Genomic DNA, 17,493 nt, shown 5'->3' with positions numbered 1-17,493 from the left:
GTGTGTCGATGGATCGGCACGCACGGATCTTTTCGTCATGGATGCGGCTGCGGGGCAGACCCGGGTGGACGCGGGCACATAGCCTGGCCTGGACCGGGGACGGCGTGGACGAGGAGGTGACTGTGGGGCTCGGCTGGAGCGGTATGCGGGGCATAGCCACGGTTCCCACGTACGTCGTCATGCAGCCCACCACGCTCTGCAATCTCGACTGTTCCTACTGTTACCTTCCGTTGCGGCGGGCCGACCGGAGGATGCCCGTCGAAGTCGCCCGCGCCGTTGCTGCGTCTGTGCGCCCCTGGGCCCGTACCGGACGATTTTCGGTGGTGTGGCACGGCGGCGAGCCCCTCGCCGCGGGACGGGAGCACTTCGCCGACCTGATCGCGCCCTTCGCCGAAGGCGTCGAGCACCATGTGCAGACCAACGCGACGCTGATCGACGACGCGTGGTGCGAGTTCTTCACCGAGCACCGGATCCGGGTCAGCGTGAGCGTCGACGGGCCCGAGCCGCGCAACGCGGAACGGGTGACCAGGGGCAACAAGCCGGCGTACGACCGGATCCTGCGCGGCGTGGAAGCGCTGAAGCGGCACGGCATCCCGTTCTCGGCGCTGTGCGTGGTCGCGCGGCCCGAGCCGGGGCTGGCCACCGAGTTGTACGGCTACTTCCTCGAGCTGGGTTGCGAAGTCCTCGGGATCAACGTCGAGGAGATGGAAGGCGTCAACACCCGGGCCAACCGGCATCCCGAGCGGGACGTGACCGCGTTCTGGGCGGAGCTGGTGAGCGCGTGGCGCCGGGACCCGCGCATCCACCTGCGGGAGATCGAGTGGTCGCTGCGCTACGCGGCGGCGGTGCTCGACGGTACGGCGGACGACGTGCTGCCCCGCAGCCTCGACCCGATCCCGACGGTCGCCCACGACGGCAGCGTGGTGCTGCTCTCACCGGAGCTGGCCGGCTTCTCCGACCCCCGGTACGGCGACTTCAGCAGCGGCAACGTGCTGACCACCCCGCTGGGCGAGATCCTGGCCGGCGCTACCGGTACGCCGTGGATCGGGGAGTTCCTCGACGGCGTCGAAGCTTGTCGCGCGCAGTGCCCGTATTTCGGCTTCTGCGGCGGCGCACACGCGGCCAACCGCTACTTCGAGCACGGCCGGTTCGACGTGACGACGACGGACCACTGCCGCAACAGCAAGATTCGCCTACTGGAGGGAGTGCTGGACCATGCCCGAGATCACGAGCCCACGGCCGTCTGACCGCGTGGAGACCGATCCCGTGACGGCGCGGGTGCGCGAGACCCGTACCGGCCTGGCCGCCCTGATCGAGGAGGCGGAGGAGGCCCGGGAGCGGCGCGCCGAGTCGGCGGCCGGCGACGGGTCGGCGGTGTGCGCCTGGAATCACTTCGAGAACATCCCGACGTTCTACAACTGGAACAACCGGCCGCGCTGAACGGGCGCGGTCGGTACCCCGGAGCGCAGATCGATAGACGACGTCTCGGCGATCGTCAATGGCCCTTGTCCGAAGATGATCAGCCCGGACGCACTGCCCGTCGAGGGCTCCCGCCGTCGGGAACGCTGAAGGCAGCGCCTGGACAGGTGCGAGTCGGCACTCCGACAGGTCGCGGGGAAGCGCCGAGCTCGGCACCCGGACACGCACGTAGGAAGGCGTCGAGCCGACACTCGGACATGCCGAGGAAACGTCGAGCCGGCACTCGGAGCATGCCGCGGGAAGACGCCTAGTCGGTTCGCGCGCAGCCCGGCGCGGCGAAGGCACCCGAGGTCTCAGCAGGTGACCGAACGGCGTTGTCCGGCCCACCTGCGGAAACGTGATGACTTCTGGAGACCGCTTCACCCACGTCTCGGACGTTCCGTGCGGAGGACCGCACACCACACCGCCCGGACCGCATGACGGCGTCCGGGCTGTCACCCTCGCTTGGGCAGCGACGGAGGGAGCGGGACTACGAGCAGGACACGACGCCCGCGCGGTCAGACCACGTGGGCATCATGAACTGCCGGAACGACCGCGACACACGGAAGCACGCGGGAAGCCGCGTGCTCTGTGCAATACGGGTCAGCGCCTTGAAGGCGACCAGGCGTCGTGCTCGTCGTCCAGGTCGTCGTCATCCTCGTCGTCGACGAACTCGTTGTCGTCGGCGTCGAAGTGACGGTCGGACTTACCAGCACCCGCCAGTTCGCGCTGCAAGGCGGTGAGGTCGGTGTTCGGGGAGTGGTACTTCAACTCCCGGGCCACCTTTGTCTGCTTGGCCTTAGCACGGCCGCGCCCCATGGCTCGACCCCCTCGCACAGAATTCGGGGCAGCCCGAAGGCGGGCCCCGATGACGTCAGGCATCTCTCGTGGGTCTTACGGTACATGGACGATGCCGCCTTCGGCACCTCGGGTTACGTGTACCACCGTCGCGCGTCGTGGCTTGTCGGGGACTCGACGCGCGACGGCGTACAAAAGCCTCAACCCAGGTAGATGCTGCGGAGCCGTCCGACTTCGGCCATGCGGCGCTCGGCGAGCCGGTCGGCGGCCACCGCCGGTGGGACGCCCTCGTCGGCGGCGAGGCGCAGGATCTGACCCGTGGTGTCGAAGATCTTGGTGGCGCGCAGCTTGGCGCGTTCGAAGTTGAAGCCCTCGATCTCGTCGGCCACCTGGATCACGCCGCCGGCGTTCACGACGTAGTCGGGCGTGTAGAGGATGCCCCGCTCCTCCAGCATCTTCTCGATGCCGGGGTGGGCCAGCTGGTTGTTCGCGGCGCCGGTCACGATCTTGGCGCGCAGCACCGGCACGGTGTCGTCGTCGAGCGCCCCGCCCAGCGCGCAGGGGGCGTACACGTCGATGTCGCTGGTGATCAGGGTCTGCGTGTCCGGGACGAGATCGACCTGGGGGTACGTCGTGCGGGCCCACTCCAGCGCGGCCGGGCTGACGTCCGTGGCGACCACCGAGGCGCCGTCCTCGATCAGGTGACCCACCAGGTACTTGCCGACCTTGCCGAGGCCCGCGACGCCCACCCGGCGGCCGGCCAGCGTGGGGCTGCCCCACGTGTGCTCCGCCGCGGCGCGCATGCCCTGGAAGACGCCCCAGGCGGTCAGCACGGAGGAGTCGCCGGCGCCGCCGTGCTCGACGCTGCGGCCGGTCACGTAGCGGGTCTCGCGGGAGATGATGTCCATGTCCGGCACGTACGTGCCGACGTCGCAGGCGGTGTAGTAGCGGCCGTGCAGCGACTCGACGAAGCGGCCGTACGCCCGCAGCAGCGCCTCGGACTTGTCGGCGGCCGGGTCGCCCCAGATCACCGCCTTGCCGCCGCCGAGGTCCAGCCCCGCGAGGGCGTTCTTGTACGCCATGCCGCGCGAGAGGTTCAGCACGTCGGTGAGCGCGGCCTCCTCGCTCTCGTACGGGTAGAACCGGGTCCCGCCCAGCGCCGGCCCGAGGGCCGTCGAGTAGATGCCGATGATCGCTTTCAGACCGGTGTGCCGGTCCTGGCAGAAGACGACTTGCTCGTGCCCGGCGGCGTCGGTGCCGTCGCTGCTGACGAACACGCCCATGGCTGCTCTCCTGAGTGTGTGTGGGTACGCCTTTGTGGGGCGCCTGCGGTGTTCCGGCGGGGTTCTGCCGGACACCAGCGAGCCTAGTCGTGATCCATGCCGCCGGAATGGCAGGCGACCGGGAAGTCAACCGGCGGTCAATTCGTGAAAGGATCGCGCCGTGCCGTCACTGTTCGCGTCGTACCTGCGGGTTTACGAACCGCTGACCGCCTTCGACCGCGACCGTCAGATTTTCTGGCGCCGCTATGCCCGGGAGGGCCGGGCGCTGGGCCCGGTGGAGGGTCCCGTCCGGCAGCGCACCGCGGTGCTGGAGGCGCTGGGCGCGGGGTGGACCCGCCTGCCCGATCTGCCAGACGAGGCGTACGTCATGGAGTGGGGCGACACCCTGCTGGTCTGCCCGTGGAACCTGCGGCTGCGCGTCGCCGAGGCGGCCCTGAACGCCCGTGACGGCGTGCCGAGCGTGCTGGCCGACGCGTTCGTCCCCCCGGTGCTGGCCGGCCAGGCCAAGGCCGTGGTCGACGACTGGCGCAGCGGGGCGAAGGTGCTGGAGCGCGGCGTCCCGAGGGTGCACGAGCAGATCGCCACGTGGGGCGTGCCGCTGCGCTGGTTCGTCTTCGTCGATCTGGACGAGCGGGAGATCAGCCTGACCGGCGGCCGGCGGGTGCTGCGCTACCGCACGGAGATCTCGAAGGCCCGCCGCCGGGCCCACCGCGGCGTCTCGGTGCTGCGCAAGTCGCTCGGCGACGCCCCGATCACCGAGGCGGTGGAGGAGGGCACGCGGTGGCTGGAGGAGTTCCACCCCCGCTCGATCGTCGAGCTGGACTACGGCGGTCTCACCGGCATCCTCAAGGACGCCGATCTGCAGGAGGACGATTCGCCGGGACTGGTGGCCGCCGGCCTGTCCGCGCTGTCGCGGGGGGATGCCGACGCCGCCACGGAGGCGTACGAGAAGCTCGTCGCCCGCTGGCGGGCGGTGCAGTTGCTGGAGCGCTGCAACTGATAGACGACCATCATGCTGTTGAGCTGCGGAAACGGGACGAACGGGCACGGAACGATGCCCGCGAGGGCCCTGTCGAGGTGAATACTCTTCGTAACGATGGCTCCGCGAAGCGTGATATTCGGTCCAAACAAGACACTTTCTGGCGTAGAAAACTCGTATAAATCGGTCATGCTTCAACCGTCTATCTAGGGACGTTCGGCCGTTCGGCCCATGTCGGACATCGGGGACTAGCCGGACCATGAGAGACGCACCGGCCGGCGGGACCCCGGCCGATGTCTTTAGGTACCTGTGGAGGAGTGACCGATGGCATCGCGTACGCACGATCCTGAGCCGCTACTAACGCCGGCCGAGGTGGCGTCGATGTTCCGTGTCGACCCGAAGACCGTCACCCGGTGGGCCAAGGCGGGCAAGCTCAGCGCAATTCGCACGCTGGGCGGGCACCGTCGCTACCGGGAGTCGGAGGTTCGCGCCCTGCTGCAGGGGCAGATTCCCACGCAGCGTCAGGGCGACTGAACGGACCGCAGTCGACCGAGAGATCGATAGAGGGGCGAACGCCGGGGAAGGCGATCGCCCCTTCGTCGTCTATGCGACCAGGATCGTCGTCGTGCCGTGCAGGCCGCGGCGCAATCGGCTGCCGAGCAGGACAAGGCGTCCCGGCAGGCCGTACTTGCGCTTGATCGCCTCTCCGATGCGGACGCGGTCGTCCTCGTTCCCGATGCGCGCGGCGGCCTCGATCGCCTCACCGTGGGGATTGCCCCGGACGTCGCACGGCGCGACGGTCACCCGTGGGCTGTTGCGGATCCGCTTGAGCTTGCCCGCCTCCTTCGGCGTCCAGAACGCCAGCCCGTCGCCGTCCGGTACGACCCACAGCGGCGTCGGCACCGCCTTGCCGGTCCTGCGGAATGTCGTCAGCAGGACGTACTTCTCCGAACCGAGTTGCCCTAGCGCCGCCATGGATCAAGAGTAGTAGCGGTGGAAGAGCCGGTCGTCGGAGACGTGTTCGGGGAGATGATCCGGGACGCGTACGCCGTGCGCACCGGAATCGGCCCACGCCCCCTGGCCGGCGGGCGGTTGCCCCGGCCGGTCATCGAGGTCATCGAACGGGACGACGGTCTGATCAACGGCGCGCCCGCCGACCATTATCTGGACGAGCCCGCGCACTGGCAGCCGCACGACCACCGCGCGCTGCGGTTGTGCCGGGGCGCGGTGCTCGATATCGGGTGCGGGGCCGGGCGTACGGCCGTCGAGCTGCAGAAGCGCGGCATGGCCGTGACCGGGCTGGACACCTCCGCAGGTGCCGTCGAGGTGGCGCGGGCGCGCGGTCTGCGGGACACCGTGATCGCCGACGTCGACACGTACGCGTCCCGCGCGGCCTCGCGCTACGACACGTTCCTGCTGCTGGGCAACAACCTCGGGCTGCTCGAGGGGCCTGAGCGCGCCCCGGCCTTCCTCGCCGCGCTGGCGGAGCTGTCCCGGCCCGGCGCCCGGATCGTCGCGCACGGCACGGATCCGTACGGGACCAAGGATCCCGTCCACACGGACTATCACCGGCGTAACCGCGAGCGCGGCCGGCTCGGCGGCCAGCTGCGGCTGAGGCTGCGATACCGGCGCCTGACCACCGAATGGTTCGACTACCTGGTGTGTTCGGTGGACGAGCTGGAGAAGCTGCTCGAGGGCACCCGGTGGCGCCTCAAATCGATCGACGACCACGACCGTCCTTACTACCTTGCGGTCATGGAGCTTCAACCATGACCAACCTGACCAAGGAGCAGGTACGGATCAGCCGGCGCATGTCCCTGGTCCTGCGGCACCGCGGCTGGGTGCCCGTCGCCGACCTGCCGTCGGGCGTCGCCGCTCGTCCGAGGTCGCGGTTCTCGAGGTCGACGCGGCCGCCATGGTGTCGGCCGGGCACGTCTTCCACCGCAGCGAGAACGGCGTGTGGCTGACCGCCGCCGTGCCCACCGCCCAGCTGCGCGAACGTTCCGAGTAAACGGACAAAACGTTCTACACCGCGAGCCGGCGCCCGAGGCCCGATAGCGTAACGGTATGGGGAGCGTTACTCGGCGTCAGCTGACGAACCTCCTCGGCGCGCTCAGCCTGGTGGCCGGGCTCGGCGGCCTCGCCTTCGGGCTTCCCGCGCTGAACCACGCGCTGCCGGCCGAGCGCCCGGTGCCGGCGGACCGCCCGTACGAGGTCGGGGGCGGGGTGACGGTCGTGCCCCCGCCGGGGGCGCGCGTGGACGTCACCGAGACCCGCCCGTCCGACACGTCCGGGACCGTGCTTTTCCGGCTCGGCCCGGTCCGCTACTTCATCAGCGTCCAGCCGTTCGACGGCGACCTGCAGGCGGCGGTCGCGCGGCTGCGGCAGCGCATCACCGGCACGTCGGGCTACCAGGTGACCGGCACCGAGCTGACCGTCGCGACCGCGGGCGGCCTGGCGGGTCTGCAGGGCGCGTACAGCGGGCCCGGGCGCGGCGGCCGGTACTCGGTCTTCGTCACCGACGGCCACACCATCGAGGTCACCGTGAGCGGCGCCGACCTGGACCTCGGCCGTACGTTGCCGGCGATCGACGCCAGCACCCGTACGCTGCGGTCCGGGGCGGAGCCGGCCCGGTGACCGCGGAGCCCCGTTTGCGCAGCGCCCGGTCCGCGCCCGTGCAGCCCGGGGCGCCGCCGGACCTCGGCCTGCTGCGACTGCCCGGGTTCTGGGTCGTGGCGGTGCTGCTGGCCGTGGGCGCCGTACGGATGTCCATGATCGCGGGGCGGTACGCGGCCGCGTACCCGATCGCGCTGCTCACCGCGACCGGGCTGTTCGCGCTGCTGGCCGTGCCGTTCTGGTTCGTCGTCTCGGAGCTGGACTTCCTCGAGCGGGAGCCGCTCGGGCTGCGGGTGCTGGCGTTCGGCTGGGGTGGGCTGGTCGCCACCGCGGTCTCCATCCCGGCCAGCGCGGCCCTCGACGACCTCATAGCCAAGCTCGGCTCGCCGCACTTGGCGGCCGACTGGGGCGCCGCGCTGGCCGGGCCGACCGTCGAGGAGATCGCCAAGACGCTCGGCGTGGTCGCCATCGTGCTCGTCGCCCGGGCACAGGTGAACAGCGTGCTGGACGGCGTCGTCTACGGCGCGCTGGTCGGCCTGGGATTCCAGATCGTCGAGGACGTCGTGTACGCGATGGGCGCGGTCGCCCTGGCCGGCCGAGGCGATCACGTCGAACCGGTGATCACCACGTTCCTGCTGCGCGGCCTGCTCTCCGGCCTCTGGAGCCACACCCTGTTCGGCGCGCTGGCCGGCGCGGGCATCGGTTACCTCGTCGTGCGCTGCGAGCGGACGCTGCGTACCCGGGTCGGCGTGGCGATGCTGGGGGTCCTCGGGGCGTGGGCGTCGCACGTGCTGTGGAACTCGCCGCTGCTGCGCGACGGCCTCGGCAACGGCGCGGTCGCCCTGCTCGCCGTCCTCGTCCTCAAGGGCCTGCCGCCGCTCGTGCTGATCTGGCTGCTCGTCCGGTCGGCGCACGACCGGGAGGCCGACTACTACGCCGAGCAGCTCGCGACCCTGGACGACCCGGAGCTCATCACGCCCGCCGAGGCCGAGGCCCTCAAATCGGGGTCGCGGCGGGCCAGCGCGCGCTCGCACGCCCGGGTCCGTGCGGGGTTCCGCGCGCGGGCAGCCGTACGGCGCCTGCAACGCGCCCAGGCCCGGCTGGCGGTCGAGCTGAGCCGGGGCACGCAGGACCTCGGCCGATGGTGCCGGGAGGTACGCCGGCAGCGCCGCATCCTCAACCGGCTGGGCCACCCGGAGGCGATCGCGCCCGCGGGCAAGGGTCCGTGGCGGCGTACCGCCTCGGCGGTCTTCTCCACGGCCCTGGCCGTCGCGGTGCTGTGGGCGGCGGTCAGCACGCTCGTCGGCGGCGGCTGACCGGCGCGGCTCAGACCACCGGCGGGATGCCGCCGTCGCCGTCGACCACGGTGTCCGGGGTGCCGTCCTCGTCGAGGTCGACCATGGTGATGTCGACCTTGCCGTCGCCGTCGGTGTCGAACTGGAACAGGTCCGCCTTGCCGTCGCCGTCGGTGTCCGACACCCAGACGTCCGGCTTGCCGTCGCCGTTCGTGTCGGTGGCGAGCAGGTCGACCCGGTCGTCCCCGCGCGTCTCGACGATCTCCTGCGGCTCGCTCATGAACTGTCTCCTCGCTCGGGCTACGGATCGGTCGGTACCAACGTAGGGCCCAGGGGGTACCCCCGCGACCCGGGCGGCCGCGCATGCTGTGACCGATGTCGCTGGATCGAGCGGAACTCGCCGGTAACGTTGCGCCTCGTGAGTACAACGGCGGACGGCATGCAGGCCCTCCTCGGCAGCGGGGGCGCGGGCTCCCTGGGCGAGCGGATGGGCATCCGGATCATCGAGGCCACCCCCGAGCGCGTGGTCGCCACGATGCCGGTCGAGGGCAACACCCAGCCGTACGGGCTGCTGCACGGTGGTGCCTCCTGCGTGCTCGCGGAGACGCTCGGCTCGGTGGGGGCGGTGCTGCACGGCGCCACGGTCGACCGGCCGCTCGCCGTGGGTGTCGACATCAACGCCACGCACCACAAGGGCGTACGGTCCGGCGAGGTCACGGGCGTCGCGACGCCGGTGCACCGCGGGCGTACGGCGGTCACCTACGAGATCGTCATCACCGACGAGGACGGGGACCGGGTGTGCACCGCCCGCCTGACGTGCCTCCTTCGGGGCGCCTGAGCCGCGTTTCTTGACGAATCCGCGTACCTTTCTTCACGTGACCGACGTACCACAGCACGCATTGGACGACGCGGCGCAGGTGCTGCACTGCGCGCTCAGCGGCGACACCGACGCTGTGGTCTGCACCTTCGACGCGGTCGTGGACCGGTCGGGTGTCGTGGGGGCGTACGACGTGGCGTGGTGTCTCGCTGCGACCATGGTGGGACAGAACGTGCCCACCGGCGGCGCGTGGACCCTCGACTTCCCCGGCATCGACGACGCCCGGTACGACAAGCGCTGGGTGGCGCGGTTCGTCAGCGCGTACGTGAACGGCGACATCCCGACCGGCGAGGCGCTGTTCGGCGCCGCGATCGCCGACGGTCAGCTCCCGGACTGCCTGCTCGCGCTGGCCGGTTCGACGGTGGCCACGCTGCGCCACCGCGCGGCATGACCGCATGACCGACCGGCTCCTCGAGCGGGTCAGGAAGCTCCTGGCGAAGGCGGAGAGCCCGGCCTGCACCCCGGCCGAGGCCGAGGCTTTCACCGCCGAGGCCGCCGAGCTCATCGCCAAGTACGGCGTCGACCAGGCGCTGCTCGCCGGCGCCGGCCCCGCCCTCGACCCGGTCGGTGATCGGGTCGTGACGGTGTAGCCGCCGTACTCGAGGGACAAGGCCGGGTTGCTCGGAGCCGTCGCCATCGCGCTGCGCTGCAAGGTCGTGCACCTGGAGCGGCGCGGCGCTGGCCGGCACCGGCCGCGGTCAGGGCTACGCGGCCGGCCGGACCGCCGACCTGGGCGGCAGCCGGCCGCTCGACGCCCGCTGGATGCCTTCAGCTCGGTTGTGGGTGGTGGGTGGGGCGGACGGATGGCTTTTCGGTGTTCTTGAGATAGAGGGCCTTGGCGTACTGCGCGGCCGCGGCCTCGTTGTACATCGAGGCCTGGGCCATGTACCACTGGTTGTCCGCGAGCGCCTTCTTCGCCTGCGTCATCCCCGACCACCGGATGTCCGCGTCCACCTCGGACAGCCCGCGCGCCTTGAAGTTCCGCCGCATCTGCATCTTGCCGAGCCGGAAGTTCTCCGCGGCCTGCTCGGCCTCACGCATGCACGCCATGCCCTTCTCGCTCAGCGCCTCGGCCAGATTCCAGGCCCCCTGCTCCTCCGCGTTGTTGAATGTCGGCACGTCGTCGTTCCTCCCCGCGAACTCGATTCACGGATAGCAGTACGTAACAGGTGCCGGTTGCGCTAGGTGCGTGCAAGAAAGGTCAAACTGCCTGGTCCGGCGTCACGGCCGGAGATCGGTGGAGGCTTTGAAGGTGCCGTCCATCTCGAACGGCACCGATTCGTGCTCATGGGTCACCAGCCACCGGCCCGCCACCTTGCGCAGGCCCAGCGTGGAACGGAACCACAGGCTGAAGCTTTCCGACCTGCCCTTCGGCGTGGCCGTCAGGCGGTTCAGGCTCGTGCAGAACGCCACGTCGTCACCGGCGGTCACGGCCAGCTCGGTCACCTCGAGGCTCATCGGGCCCTCGAACGTCGCGAGCCACGCCGACACGGATGCGACGGTGCTCTCGGGCTGACGCAGCGGCGGCGCGAGCGTGTACTCCACGATGCCGGGCGCATTGTGAGCCAGCATCTTGTGGGGGTCCTTCGCCGCCACGGCGGCCGCGCGTTCCAGGACGACGGTACGGATCTCTTCCACGGTTTCCTCCTCGCGTACGGGTCGGTCACCGTGATGTCGAAGCGGTGGTCGCGGTTTCGACATCACGGGTGGAGGATCCAACCGAACCCCTGGAGCAACGATGAGATACCTGATCCTGATCCAGTCGAACGAGCGCTCCCTCGCCGTCTGGGAGACGCTCACCGACCAGCAGCGCACCGACTTCGGCGTCGGGCACCTCAAGCTCACCCAGGAGATGGCCGACGCGGGTGTGCTGGTCGCCTCGGAAGGGCTCGCCGACCCGTCGCTGGCCACGTGGGTCTCCGTGCGCGAGGGCCGCACGATCGCCTCCGACGGCCCGTACGCCGAGGTCAAAGAACACCTCGCCGGGTTCTACCTGATCGACTGCGCGGACGCCGACGAGGCCGTCGCATGGGCGGCCAAGGTGCCGGACGCCGCGTACACGCAGGTGGAGGTGCGGCCCGTCCTCGACATGAGCGGCTGGGAGTTCTGAGCGCCCCGGCGACCCTCGAGGAGCTGCTGCGCGAGTACGCGCCGCAGGTCCTGGGAGCGGTCGTGCGCCGGTACGGCGACTTCGACACGTGCGAGGACGCCGTCCAGGAGGCCCTGCTCGCCGCCGCCCAGCAGTGGCCGGCCGAGGGCATCCCGGCGCAGCCGCGGAACTGGCTGATCACCGTCGCGTCCCGGCGCCGCATCGAGGTGCTGCGCAGCGAGAACGCCCGGCGCCGCCGTGAGGACGCGGTGAGCCACGAGCCTCCCGCCGCGGTGGTGCCGTCGGTCGACGACTCACTCACCCTGCTCGTCCTCTGCTGCCACCCCGCCCTGACGACCGCCTCCCAGGTCGCGCTCACCCTCCGAGCGGTGGGCGGGCTCACCACGGCCGAGATCGCCCGGGCCCTGCTCGTGCCGGAATCCACGGCCGGGCAGCGGATCAGCCGGGCGAAGCAGAAGATCCGGGAGGCGGGGGCCACGTTCGCGCTGCCGCCGCCGGACGAGCTCGAGACGCGGCTGGCCGCCGTACGCCAGGTGCTGTATTTGATCTTCAATGAGGGGTACACGGCCAGCTCGGGCGCGCGGCTGCACCGGGTCGAGCTGACGGCCGAGGCCGTACGGCTGACCCGGCAGCTGCGGGACCGGCTGCCGGACGACGGCGAGACGGCCGGCCTGCTCGCGCTGATGCTGCTCACGGACGCGCGAAGACCGGCGCGGACGCGACCCGACGGCGCCCTGGTGCCGCTCGCCGAGCAGGACCGGTCGCTGTGGGACCGCGCGGCGATCGCCGAGGGGACCGCCCTGATCACCGAGACGCTGGCCCGCGCGCCGATCGGGCCGTACCAGCTTCAGGCCGCGATCGCGGCGGTCCACGCGGAGGCGGCGCGCGCCGAGGAGACCGACTGGCCGCAGATCCTCCGGCTGTACGCGATCCTCGAGGCGCTCGCGCCCGGGCCGATGGTGACGCTGAACCGCATCGTCGCGCTCGCCGAGGTACGGGGGCCGGCCGAGGCGCTGCGCCGGCTCGACGCGGCAGGGCTGGGCGAACACCATCGGGTGGCCGCGGTTCGGGCTCACCTGTTGGAGCGAACCGGCGACCTCGCCGCCGCCCGGTCCGTCTACCTCGAAGCCGCCCGGCGGACGCTCAGCGTGCCCGAACGTCGGTACCTGACCGCCCGCGCCGCCCGTCTTCCTGCACCGTGATCACAACCTGCGGCTACCTGCTCGAAATCGTGTCGTGGGCCACGCCGCCGATGGTTCGGATGTCTGAGCTGCCGGCGATCGATGGGGGCACGTCGTGGGGGTACGCGAGCAGGAATGGTCCGGAGCGCGCCGGTTCGGTGTCAAGGCGATGACGGGCCTGCTCGCCGCGGGTCTCGTCGCCGGCATCGGCGGCACGCACATGGCCGCCGCGGACACCCCTCCACCCGCTGTGGTGCAGCGTTCCGTGCCCGCGCAGCCCTGGTCCGTCCCGATGGCGTCGACCCCGGCCCAGCTCTTCACCACGACGCCGACCTCCGACGCGGGCACGAACGACTTCGAGGCCACCCGCGTCATGCCGCTCGGCGACTCGATCACCCGCGGCACCGGCTCACCGACGCGCAGCTCGTACCGGATGGCGCTGGCCGACCGCCTGATCAGGGGCGGCATGGAGATCAACTACGTCGGGTCGCAGCGGAACGGCACGGGCAGCGACATCAACCACGAAGGCCACGGCGGCTGGACCATCGACGAACTCTCCGCCGAGCTCGACGGCTGGCTCGACGCGTACCGGCCGGACATCGTCCTGCTGCACGCCGGCACCAACAACATCACGCAGGGCGACTCGGCCACCACCACGGCCCGCAAGCTCTCCGCCATGATCGACCAGATCCGTACGGCCCGGCCCGCGGCGTACATCTTCGTCGCCCAGATCATCACGAGCCGCGTACCGCGCGAGGCGGCCGTCGACCGCTCCTACAACCGGCTCATCCCCCAGCTGGTCGCGGCGAAGCAGGACGACCGCATCACGGTCGTCGACCAGTCGTCGGTGGCCGGCATCGACCTCCACGACCTGCACCACCCCAACGACTTCGGCTACTCGAAGATGGCGTGGAACTGGTACCGCGGCATGTCCCGCGTCTTCGGCACCTCCGGCGACACCGGCCCCAACCCGTACCTGATGACCCGCACGGTCCGCTGCCTCGCCACCAAGGTCATGATCAACGGCGAGCGGCACCACCGCACGGAATGCCGCTCCTGGACGCTGCGCACCACCACGGTGGAGACCAACGGCGTGAAGCGACGCGTACGCGCATGGATGACGCTGCGGGAGACCAAGCAGACCTATCGCGTACGGGTGAACGGCGAGCTGCAGACACGGACGCGGGTGGTCCAGCGCTGGACGGGCCCGGGCAACCTGCTCGACATCTGACCGTCCTTGCGCTGCTCTTCCTGCCGCCCGCGCTCTTGGTGACCGCGCTTTCGGGCGATCGCGCCTTTGGGCGATCGCGCTTCGGGTGACCGCGCCTTTCGCCGGCCCGCTTTCGCCGGCCCGCTTTCGCCGGTCCGCTTTCGCCGGCCCGCTTTCGCCGAGCGTCAGCTGGTCTCGAACATGTCCAGTACGCCGGAGACGTCGAGCACCCGGTGCACGAGGCCGCGCGCGTTCACGATCGACATCTTCACCCCGGCGGACCTCGCTGCCAGAAGGCCTTCGATCAGCGCGCCCATCGCCTCGCTGTCGAGGAAAGCCGTGTCACCGAAGTCCACGACGACGCCGGACCCGTCCTCCCGTACGGCGGTCACGAGAACGTCCCGCAGCTCCTCACGGGCGTTGATGTCCAGGTCGCCGGACAGCCTGACGGCACCCGCCTCCCGGGTGATCTGGTAGCTCGGCTCGGTCACGCACAACCCTCTGACTTGATCAATCGTCCTGCGATCATAGGTCAGCGGGGCATCGGGAACTCGGCCCAGACGTGCTTGCTGTCACCCTGGACATACCACCCGATCTCCAACGCGAACCTCCTCGCCAGCTGCAACCCCAGCCCACCCTGCCCGAGCGGCCGCCCCTCACTGAACTGCGGCACCGCCTCGGGCGCCTGATCTGCGACATCGAGCACGTACCGCTCACCGGAGCGCCCGAGCCGCACGGTAGTCGGCGGCAACCCGTGTCGCAGAGCGTTGGTGGCCAGCTCCGTCGCAACGAGACAGACCTTCTCCGGTACCTCGTCGAGGGCGGCCCCGTCGGCGAGCGCCTCGCCGGTGACGGCCTCGTGCAGGGAAGCGCGCAGAAGCTTGAGCTGAGCGGGACTGTCCAGCACCCACCGGCGGAGCTCGGTCATCGGCGGGGGCAGCTGGGCGCTGAGTGAAGGCATGACTCTCTGTTGCCCGAAGGGCTCGCGGATCATGTATTTCGCCCATCATCTGCCGCCGTGGGATGCCCGACGCTCTCGCATGAGACCAGCGATCGGGGCCGCTCGTGGTCGGTGGCTGTTGCCGGTTGGGGAGGCCGCGGCGAAGGTCGGGTGTGCGTGGGTCGGTCGGGCGGAGGCCAGGGGTCTCGGGGCCGGTGCGGATGTGCGCTGCGTGGGCCGGTCGGGCGGAGGTCGGGTGCGCCCCGGGTCGGGCGTGTGTGGGGGAGGCCGCCGGCGCGGGCTGGCTGGGTGAATCGGGTGCGCGCGAGGCCGGGCGGCAGAGGGCTGGGGTGCTCGAGGCGATCCCTCGATCAGTGCTGTAGCTGCGAGGGCAAGCGCATCTTGGTCCACTTCCCGTTCTGCCCCATTAGGCGATCATGCTTGGTTGGGCCGGTAAGGGTTAGCCTTCCAGCTCTTGGAATCTGTCCAAGAGTTCCCACCTACGGTGCTGGCTGGTGCAGGGACAGCATCGTGGCCGCGAGTGCCGATATCAGGGCGTTCCCTGCGCTCCTGTTCGTCGATTCTCAGGAGGGTGGCCGCGAGGACGACGGCGTTGCGTTCGGCGTCGAGCAGGAAGCCGGTGAAGACGTCCACGGCCGTTAGGAAGGCCTTCTCGGGGTTGCTGCACGCGCTGAACGGGCTTTGGACGGCCTCGATATACGATTTCATGGCTTCCAGCAGTGTTCCGATCCGTTCGAAGCCGGCGGTGGCGTAGGCATTGCGGAGGCCTTCCAGCATGGAAGCTGCCTTCTTGCCTTCCTCGGCGAGCCATGCGGCCTGGGCTTGGATCTGACTCAGCCAGGTGTTGACGGATTGCGCGTGCTGACTGAAAGCCTGGGAGGCAGTGCCTTCCCAGTAGAGCTCCAGTCGCTTGGTTTCGCCGCTGAAGTTGGTGCCGGTCTCGCTGTAGGTGTTGGCGACGGAGTGGATGAGGTCTGCCCGGTTACGGATGACCTCTGGTGCGCTGCGCCAGGCATGCACGATGAGATCACTGAGTGGCATGCGCTGGCCGGTGCCGAGTTCGGTCAGCAGCCCTTCCAGTTGCAGCAGCTCGCTGCGGTATTCGTTGACGAACTGGTCGAGAGGGTCCTTCGCGCCGTTTTCGTAGTAGGTTGTGCGGCCACCGCCGATGCCCAGGTTGTTTCCGTCGCTGGTGCCGACGGTCAGCGGCTCCTCGACGATCCTCGTGCTGGGCAGAGTTTCGTGGCGAGTAGCCGTGAGCTTGTCGTTGCCGGACGGGATGATGACGGTCGGGCGTTCGTAGCCGGTCTGGTGTGGCTCTGTGGGGGCGATGACTCCGGCTCCGCTGTGGTGCACGCTGATTTGGGAGGTGTAACCGTCGGCGGCCGGCAGGTACGGGCTGAGGTCCTGGTTGACCACATCAAAGCTGGCCGCGACCGTGATGTCGGTGCCCTCGTAGTCGGCGGCGACCTGGAGCAGGCCGTCAGCCATCCGCTCCATTTCGCTCCGGGCGCTGATGGCCTCGTCGACGCGGTAACCGAGTGAGGTCTGCCAGTCGCGGGCCAGCTTGTCGGAGACCCCGGGCAAGGTCCCCCAGGCTTCGGCGGGGATGGCGCCGATGTCGTCGAGGTACCGCCGGATGGCTCCGTACGTCACGGCGTCCTCGTACCGTTCGGTGCCGAAGGCGGCCAACGCTTGGGACTCGACGCGAAGCGCGGACAGGTTGGTCATGATGGTCCGGTGGTGTTGGCAATCTCGTTGAGCTCGGTGGTCGCCGCGCCGACCGGTGAGCCGAAGTAGTCCAGGCGAAGCCGGACGTACTGGCGCCGATGGTCGGCGAGGGCGGCGAGCAGCGCGGTTCGGATCTCGGCGGCCACTTCGCGTTCGTCGAGTCGGCGTAACATCCCGGGCCTGACGCGAACGTCAAGGTGGCCGTCCTCAGCTCGGGTCACATTGACCCATCCGCCGGTCGAGGTGCCATGAGCTCGGATGGCGGTCACGGCGTCGAAGTACCGATAAAGTTTGTTCACGTCAGCCCTATCCGTTTTCGGGGAGGGTGAGACCTAGGTCGGCAAGCTTGGCGAGCGTGCCCTGAGCGAACCCAGCGACGTCTTCGACTGGGCTGCCGGCGGGAATGGACGTACGCAGCGTCACGCTCAGGGACCGCTGACCCTTTGCGGCCCTGATCGAGCTGCTGATCCGTTCGCCGACGAGAGCGTTGCAGGCACGCAGCGCCGCGTATCCGGCAGGCACTGCGGCGGGCCACGCCGATCCCGGACAGTCCCCGGTCTGCGCCTCCCGGCGCGCTTCATCATCGTCGGTCATACCGCTGATGCGTACGCTGACAGTGCCGCTGAACCGCTGGTCGGCCGACGTGAACGCCAGGTCACACAGGGCCGAGGAGTCGCTCGCCCGGTGGGAATCATCGTCTCTACCGGCTCTATCGGCGGTCGCCCACGCGCCTCCCGCGGCCGCCTGCATCGGAGCGGCCAGATCGGAGCACGTAGGGACCCAGGCGGGCTGGTCACGGAACGGGTTGAGCTGCCAGAGGGCAGCGCCAGCGACGATCAGGGCAAGAATGCTGAACCCAGCGATCGCAGACAACCGGGTCTGAGTCACGGACGCGGATCGTCCTGCAAGGAGGCCAGCGCGACCCGGGCAGCAGCGCGAACCTGACCAGCCAACGACGACTCGCTGTGCCGCTCCAGGTCCCGAAGCTCAACCG

At 70.1% G+C, this 17,493-nt stretch carries 24 protein-coding genes; 13 read left to right on the top strand and 11 right to left on the bottom strand.

The features are described from left to right. The first annotated feature begins 143 nt into the window (after positions 1-143). Both amcB and amcA read left to right on the top strand, forming a co-directional pair. Complete coding sequence (gene amcB, locus AB0K03_RS19805) at positions 144-1,247, top strand: cyclophane-forming radical SAM peptide maturase AmcB (RefSeq protein ID WP_364687129.1); 1,104 nt, start codon at positions 144-146, stop codon at positions 1,245-1,247. Next, positions 1,216-1,440, top strand: coding sequence for a multiple cyclophane-containing RiPP AmcA (gene amcA, locus AB0K03_RS19800; RefSeq protein ID WP_364686869.1), 225 nt, complete (start codon positions 1,216-1,218; stop codon positions 1,438-1,440). The genes amcB and amcA overlap by 32 nt, the downstream gene beginning before the upstream one ends. Before the next feature lie 621 nt (positions 1,441-2,061). Here the strand turns inward: amcA and AB0K03_RS19795 are convergent. Beyond that, complete coding sequence (locus tag AB0K03_RS19795; protein ID WP_199513385.1) at positions 2,062-2,277, bottom strand: DUF3073 domain-containing protein; 216 nt, start codon at positions 2,275-2,277, stop codon at positions 2,062-2,064. Positions 2,278-2,456: 179 nt separating this feature from the next. After that, positions 2,457-3,539 (bottom strand): Glu/Leu/Phe/Val dehydrogenase dimerization domain-containing protein, encoded by a 1,083-nt coding sequence (locus AB0K03_RS19790; protein WP_364686867.1) that lies wholly within the window; start codon positions 3,537-3,539, stop codon positions 2,457-2,459. A 160-nt stretch (positions 3,540-3,699) separates the two neighbouring features. Here AB0K03_RS19790 and AB0K03_RS19785 point away from each other — a divergent pair, with 160 nt between their 5' ends. Both AB0K03_RS19785 and AB0K03_RS19780 read left to right on the top strand, forming a co-directional pair. Continuing rightward, on the top strand, positions 3,700-4,539 hold the full coding sequence (locus tag AB0K03_RS19785) for a hypothetical protein (protein WP_364686865.1): 840 nt from the start codon (positions 3,700-3,702) through the stop codon (positions 4,537-4,539). Positions 4,540-4,842: 303 nt separating this feature from the next. Then, complete coding sequence (locus tag AB0K03_RS19780; RefSeq protein ID WP_014687221.1) at positions 4,843-5,052, top strand: BldC family transcriptional regulator; 210 nt, start codon at positions 4,843-4,845, stop codon at positions 5,050-5,052. Positions 5,053-5,121: 69 nt separating this feature from the next. Here the strand turns inward: AB0K03_RS19780 and AB0K03_RS19775 are convergent, their stop codons facing one another. Further along, positions 5,122-5,493, bottom strand: coding sequence for a PPOX class F420-dependent oxidoreductase (locus AB0K03_RS19775; protein ID WP_364686862.1), 372 nt, complete (start codon positions 5,491-5,493; stop codon positions 5,122-5,124). Positions 5,494-5,547: 54 nt separating this feature from the next. Here AB0K03_RS19775 and AB0K03_RS19770 point away from each other — a divergent pair, with 54 nt between their 5' ends. The 3 genes from AB0K03_RS19770 to AB0K03_RS19760 all read left to right on the top strand — a co-directional run bounded on the left by AB0K03_RS19770 (position 5,548) and on the right by AB0K03_RS19760 (position 8,450). Then, the gene (locus AB0K03_RS19770; RefSeq protein ID WP_364687127.1) at positions 5,548-6,291 is read left to right on the top strand and encodes a class I SAM-dependent methyltransferase; all 744 of its coding nucleotides are present in this window, start codon (positions 5,548-5,550) and stop codon (positions 6,289-6,291) included. 294 nt (positions 6,292-6,585) lie between these two features. Beyond that, the gene (locus AB0K03_RS19765; protein WP_364686859.1) at positions 6,586-7,155 is read left to right on the top strand and encodes a hypothetical protein; all 570 of its coding nucleotides are present in this window, start codon (positions 6,586-6,588) and stop codon (positions 7,153-7,155) included. Continuing rightward, positions 7,152-8,450 (top strand): PrsW family intramembrane metalloprotease, encoded by a 1,299-nt coding sequence (locus AB0K03_RS19760; RefSeq protein WP_364686856.1) that lies wholly within the window; start codon positions 7,152-7,154, stop codon positions 8,448-8,450. Before AB0K03_RS19765 ends, AB0K03_RS19760 begins: the two co-directional genes overlap by 4 nt. 10 nt (positions 8,451-8,460) lie before the next feature. Here AB0K03_RS19760 and AB0K03_RS19755 read toward each other — a convergent pair whose 3' ends face one another. Then, a complete protein-coding gene (locus tag AB0K03_RS19755; RefSeq protein ID WP_249610094.1) occupies positions 8,461-8,709 on the bottom strand; it encodes a hypothetical protein in 249 nt (82 codons plus the stop codon). A gap of 138 nt (positions 8,710-8,847) precedes the next feature. On the opposite strand from AB0K03_RS19755, the gene AB0K03_RS19750 reads away from it, so the two are divergent. The 3 genes from AB0K03_RS19750 to AB0K03_RS19740 are packed head-to-tail and all read left to right on the top strand — an operon-like array spanning position 8,848 to position 9,896. Continuing rightward, positions 8,848-9,267 (top strand): hotdog fold thioesterase, encoded by a 420-nt coding sequence (locus AB0K03_RS19750; RefSeq protein ID WP_364686852.1) that lies wholly within the window; start codon positions 8,848-8,850, stop codon positions 9,265-9,267. Positions 9,268-9,304: 37 nt separating this feature from the next. Then, a complete protein-coding gene (locus AB0K03_RS19745; RefSeq protein WP_364686849.1) occupies positions 9,305-9,697 on the top strand; it encodes a hypothetical protein in 393 nt (130 codons plus the stop codon). Between the two features lie 4 nt (positions 9,698-9,701). Then, a complete protein-coding gene (locus AB0K03_RS19740) occupies positions 9,702-9,896 on the top strand; it encodes a DUF2786 domain-containing protein (protein ID WP_364686846.1) in 195 nt (64 codons plus the stop codon). A gap of 178 nt (positions 9,897-10,074) precedes the next feature. On the opposite strand, the gene AB0K03_RS19735 is transcribed toward AB0K03_RS19740, so the two are convergent. Together AB0K03_RS19735 and AB0K03_RS19730 are read right to left on the bottom strand one after the other, a co-directional pair. Continuing rightward, positions 10,075-10,425 carry a hypothetical protein gene (locus tag AB0K03_RS19735; protein WP_364686843.1) on the bottom strand — a complete coding sequence of 117 codons (351 nt, stop codon included), beginning with the start codon at positions 10,423-10,425 and terminating at the stop codon, positions 10,075-10,077. A 102-nt stretch (positions 10,426-10,527) separates the two neighbouring features. Continuing rightward, positions 10,528-10,944: a nuclear transport factor 2 family protein gene (locus AB0K03_RS19730; protein ID WP_364686840.1), complete on the bottom strand. Its 417-nt coding sequence runs from the start codon at positions 10,942-10,944 to the stop codon at positions 10,528-10,530. 100 nt (positions 10,945-11,044) lie between these two features. On the opposite strand from AB0K03_RS19730, the gene AB0K03_RS19725 reads away from it, so the two are divergent. The 3 genes from AB0K03_RS19725 (at position 11,045) to AB0K03_RS19715 (ending at position 13,828) form a co-directional block, all read left to right on the top strand. Further along, positions 11,045-11,416 carry a YciI family protein gene (locus AB0K03_RS19725; protein ID WP_364686837.1) on the top strand — a complete coding sequence of 124 codons (372 nt, stop codon included), beginning with the start codon at positions 11,045-11,047 and terminating at the stop codon, positions 11,414-11,416. Then, positions 11,404-12,618, top strand: coding sequence for a sigma-70 family RNA polymerase sigma factor (locus AB0K03_RS19720; protein WP_364687125.1), 1,215 nt, complete (start codon positions 11,404-11,406; stop codon positions 12,616-12,618). The genes AB0K03_RS19725 and AB0K03_RS19720 overlap by 13 nt, the downstream gene beginning before the upstream one ends. Positions 12,619-12,712: 94 nt before the next feature. Next, on the top strand, positions 12,713-13,828 hold the full coding sequence (locus AB0K03_RS19715) for an SGNH/GDSL hydrolase family protein (protein WP_364686834.1): 1,116 nt from the start codon (positions 12,713-12,715) through the stop codon (positions 13,826-13,828). 164 nt (positions 13,829-13,992) lie between these two features. Here AB0K03_RS19715 and AB0K03_RS19710 read toward each other — a convergent pair whose 3' ends face one another. From AB0K03_RS19710 to AB0K03_RS19690, 5 genes are all read right to left on the bottom strand, one after another. Further along, on the bottom strand, positions 13,993-14,298 hold the full coding sequence (locus AB0K03_RS19710) for an STAS domain-containing protein (RefSeq protein WP_364686831.1): 306 nt from the start codon (positions 14,296-14,298) through the stop codon (positions 13,993-13,995). Between the two features lie 41 nt (positions 14,299-14,339). Beyond that, positions 14,340-14,768, bottom strand: a complete 429-nt coding sequence (locus AB0K03_RS19705; protein ID WP_364686828.1) for an ATP-binding protein — start codon at positions 14,766-14,768, stop codon at positions 14,340-14,342. 414 nt (positions 14,769-15,182) lie between these two features. Further along, on the bottom strand, positions 15,183-16,499 hold the full coding sequence (locus AB0K03_RS19700) for a hypothetical protein (RefSeq protein ID WP_364686825.1): 1,317 nt from the start codon (positions 16,497-16,499) through the stop codon (positions 15,183-15,185). Beyond that, the gene (locus AB0K03_RS19695; RefSeq protein WP_364686822.1) at positions 16,496-16,798 is read right to left on the bottom strand and encodes a hypothetical protein; all 303 of its coding nucleotides are present in this window, start codon (positions 16,796-16,798) and stop codon (positions 16,496-16,498) included. The genes AB0K03_RS19700 and AB0K03_RS19695 overlap by 4 nt, the downstream gene beginning before the upstream one ends. Before the next feature lie 7 nt (positions 16,799-16,805). Further along, a complete protein-coding gene (locus AB0K03_RS19690; protein ID WP_364686819.1) occupies positions 16,806-17,387 on the bottom strand; it encodes a hypothetical protein in 582 nt (193 codons plus the stop codon). Between the last annotated feature and the right edge of the window lie 106 nt (positions 17,388-17,493).

It is taken from the genome of Actinoplanes sp. NPDC049316, from assembly GCF_040677315.1.
Taxonomy (GTDB): domain Bacteria; phylum Actinomycetota; class Actinomycetes; order Mycobacteriales; family Micromonosporaceae; genus Actinoplanes.
The sequence above is the reverse complement of the archived record's forward strand: the minus strand, read 5'-3'. Positions and strand labels throughout refer to the sequence as shown.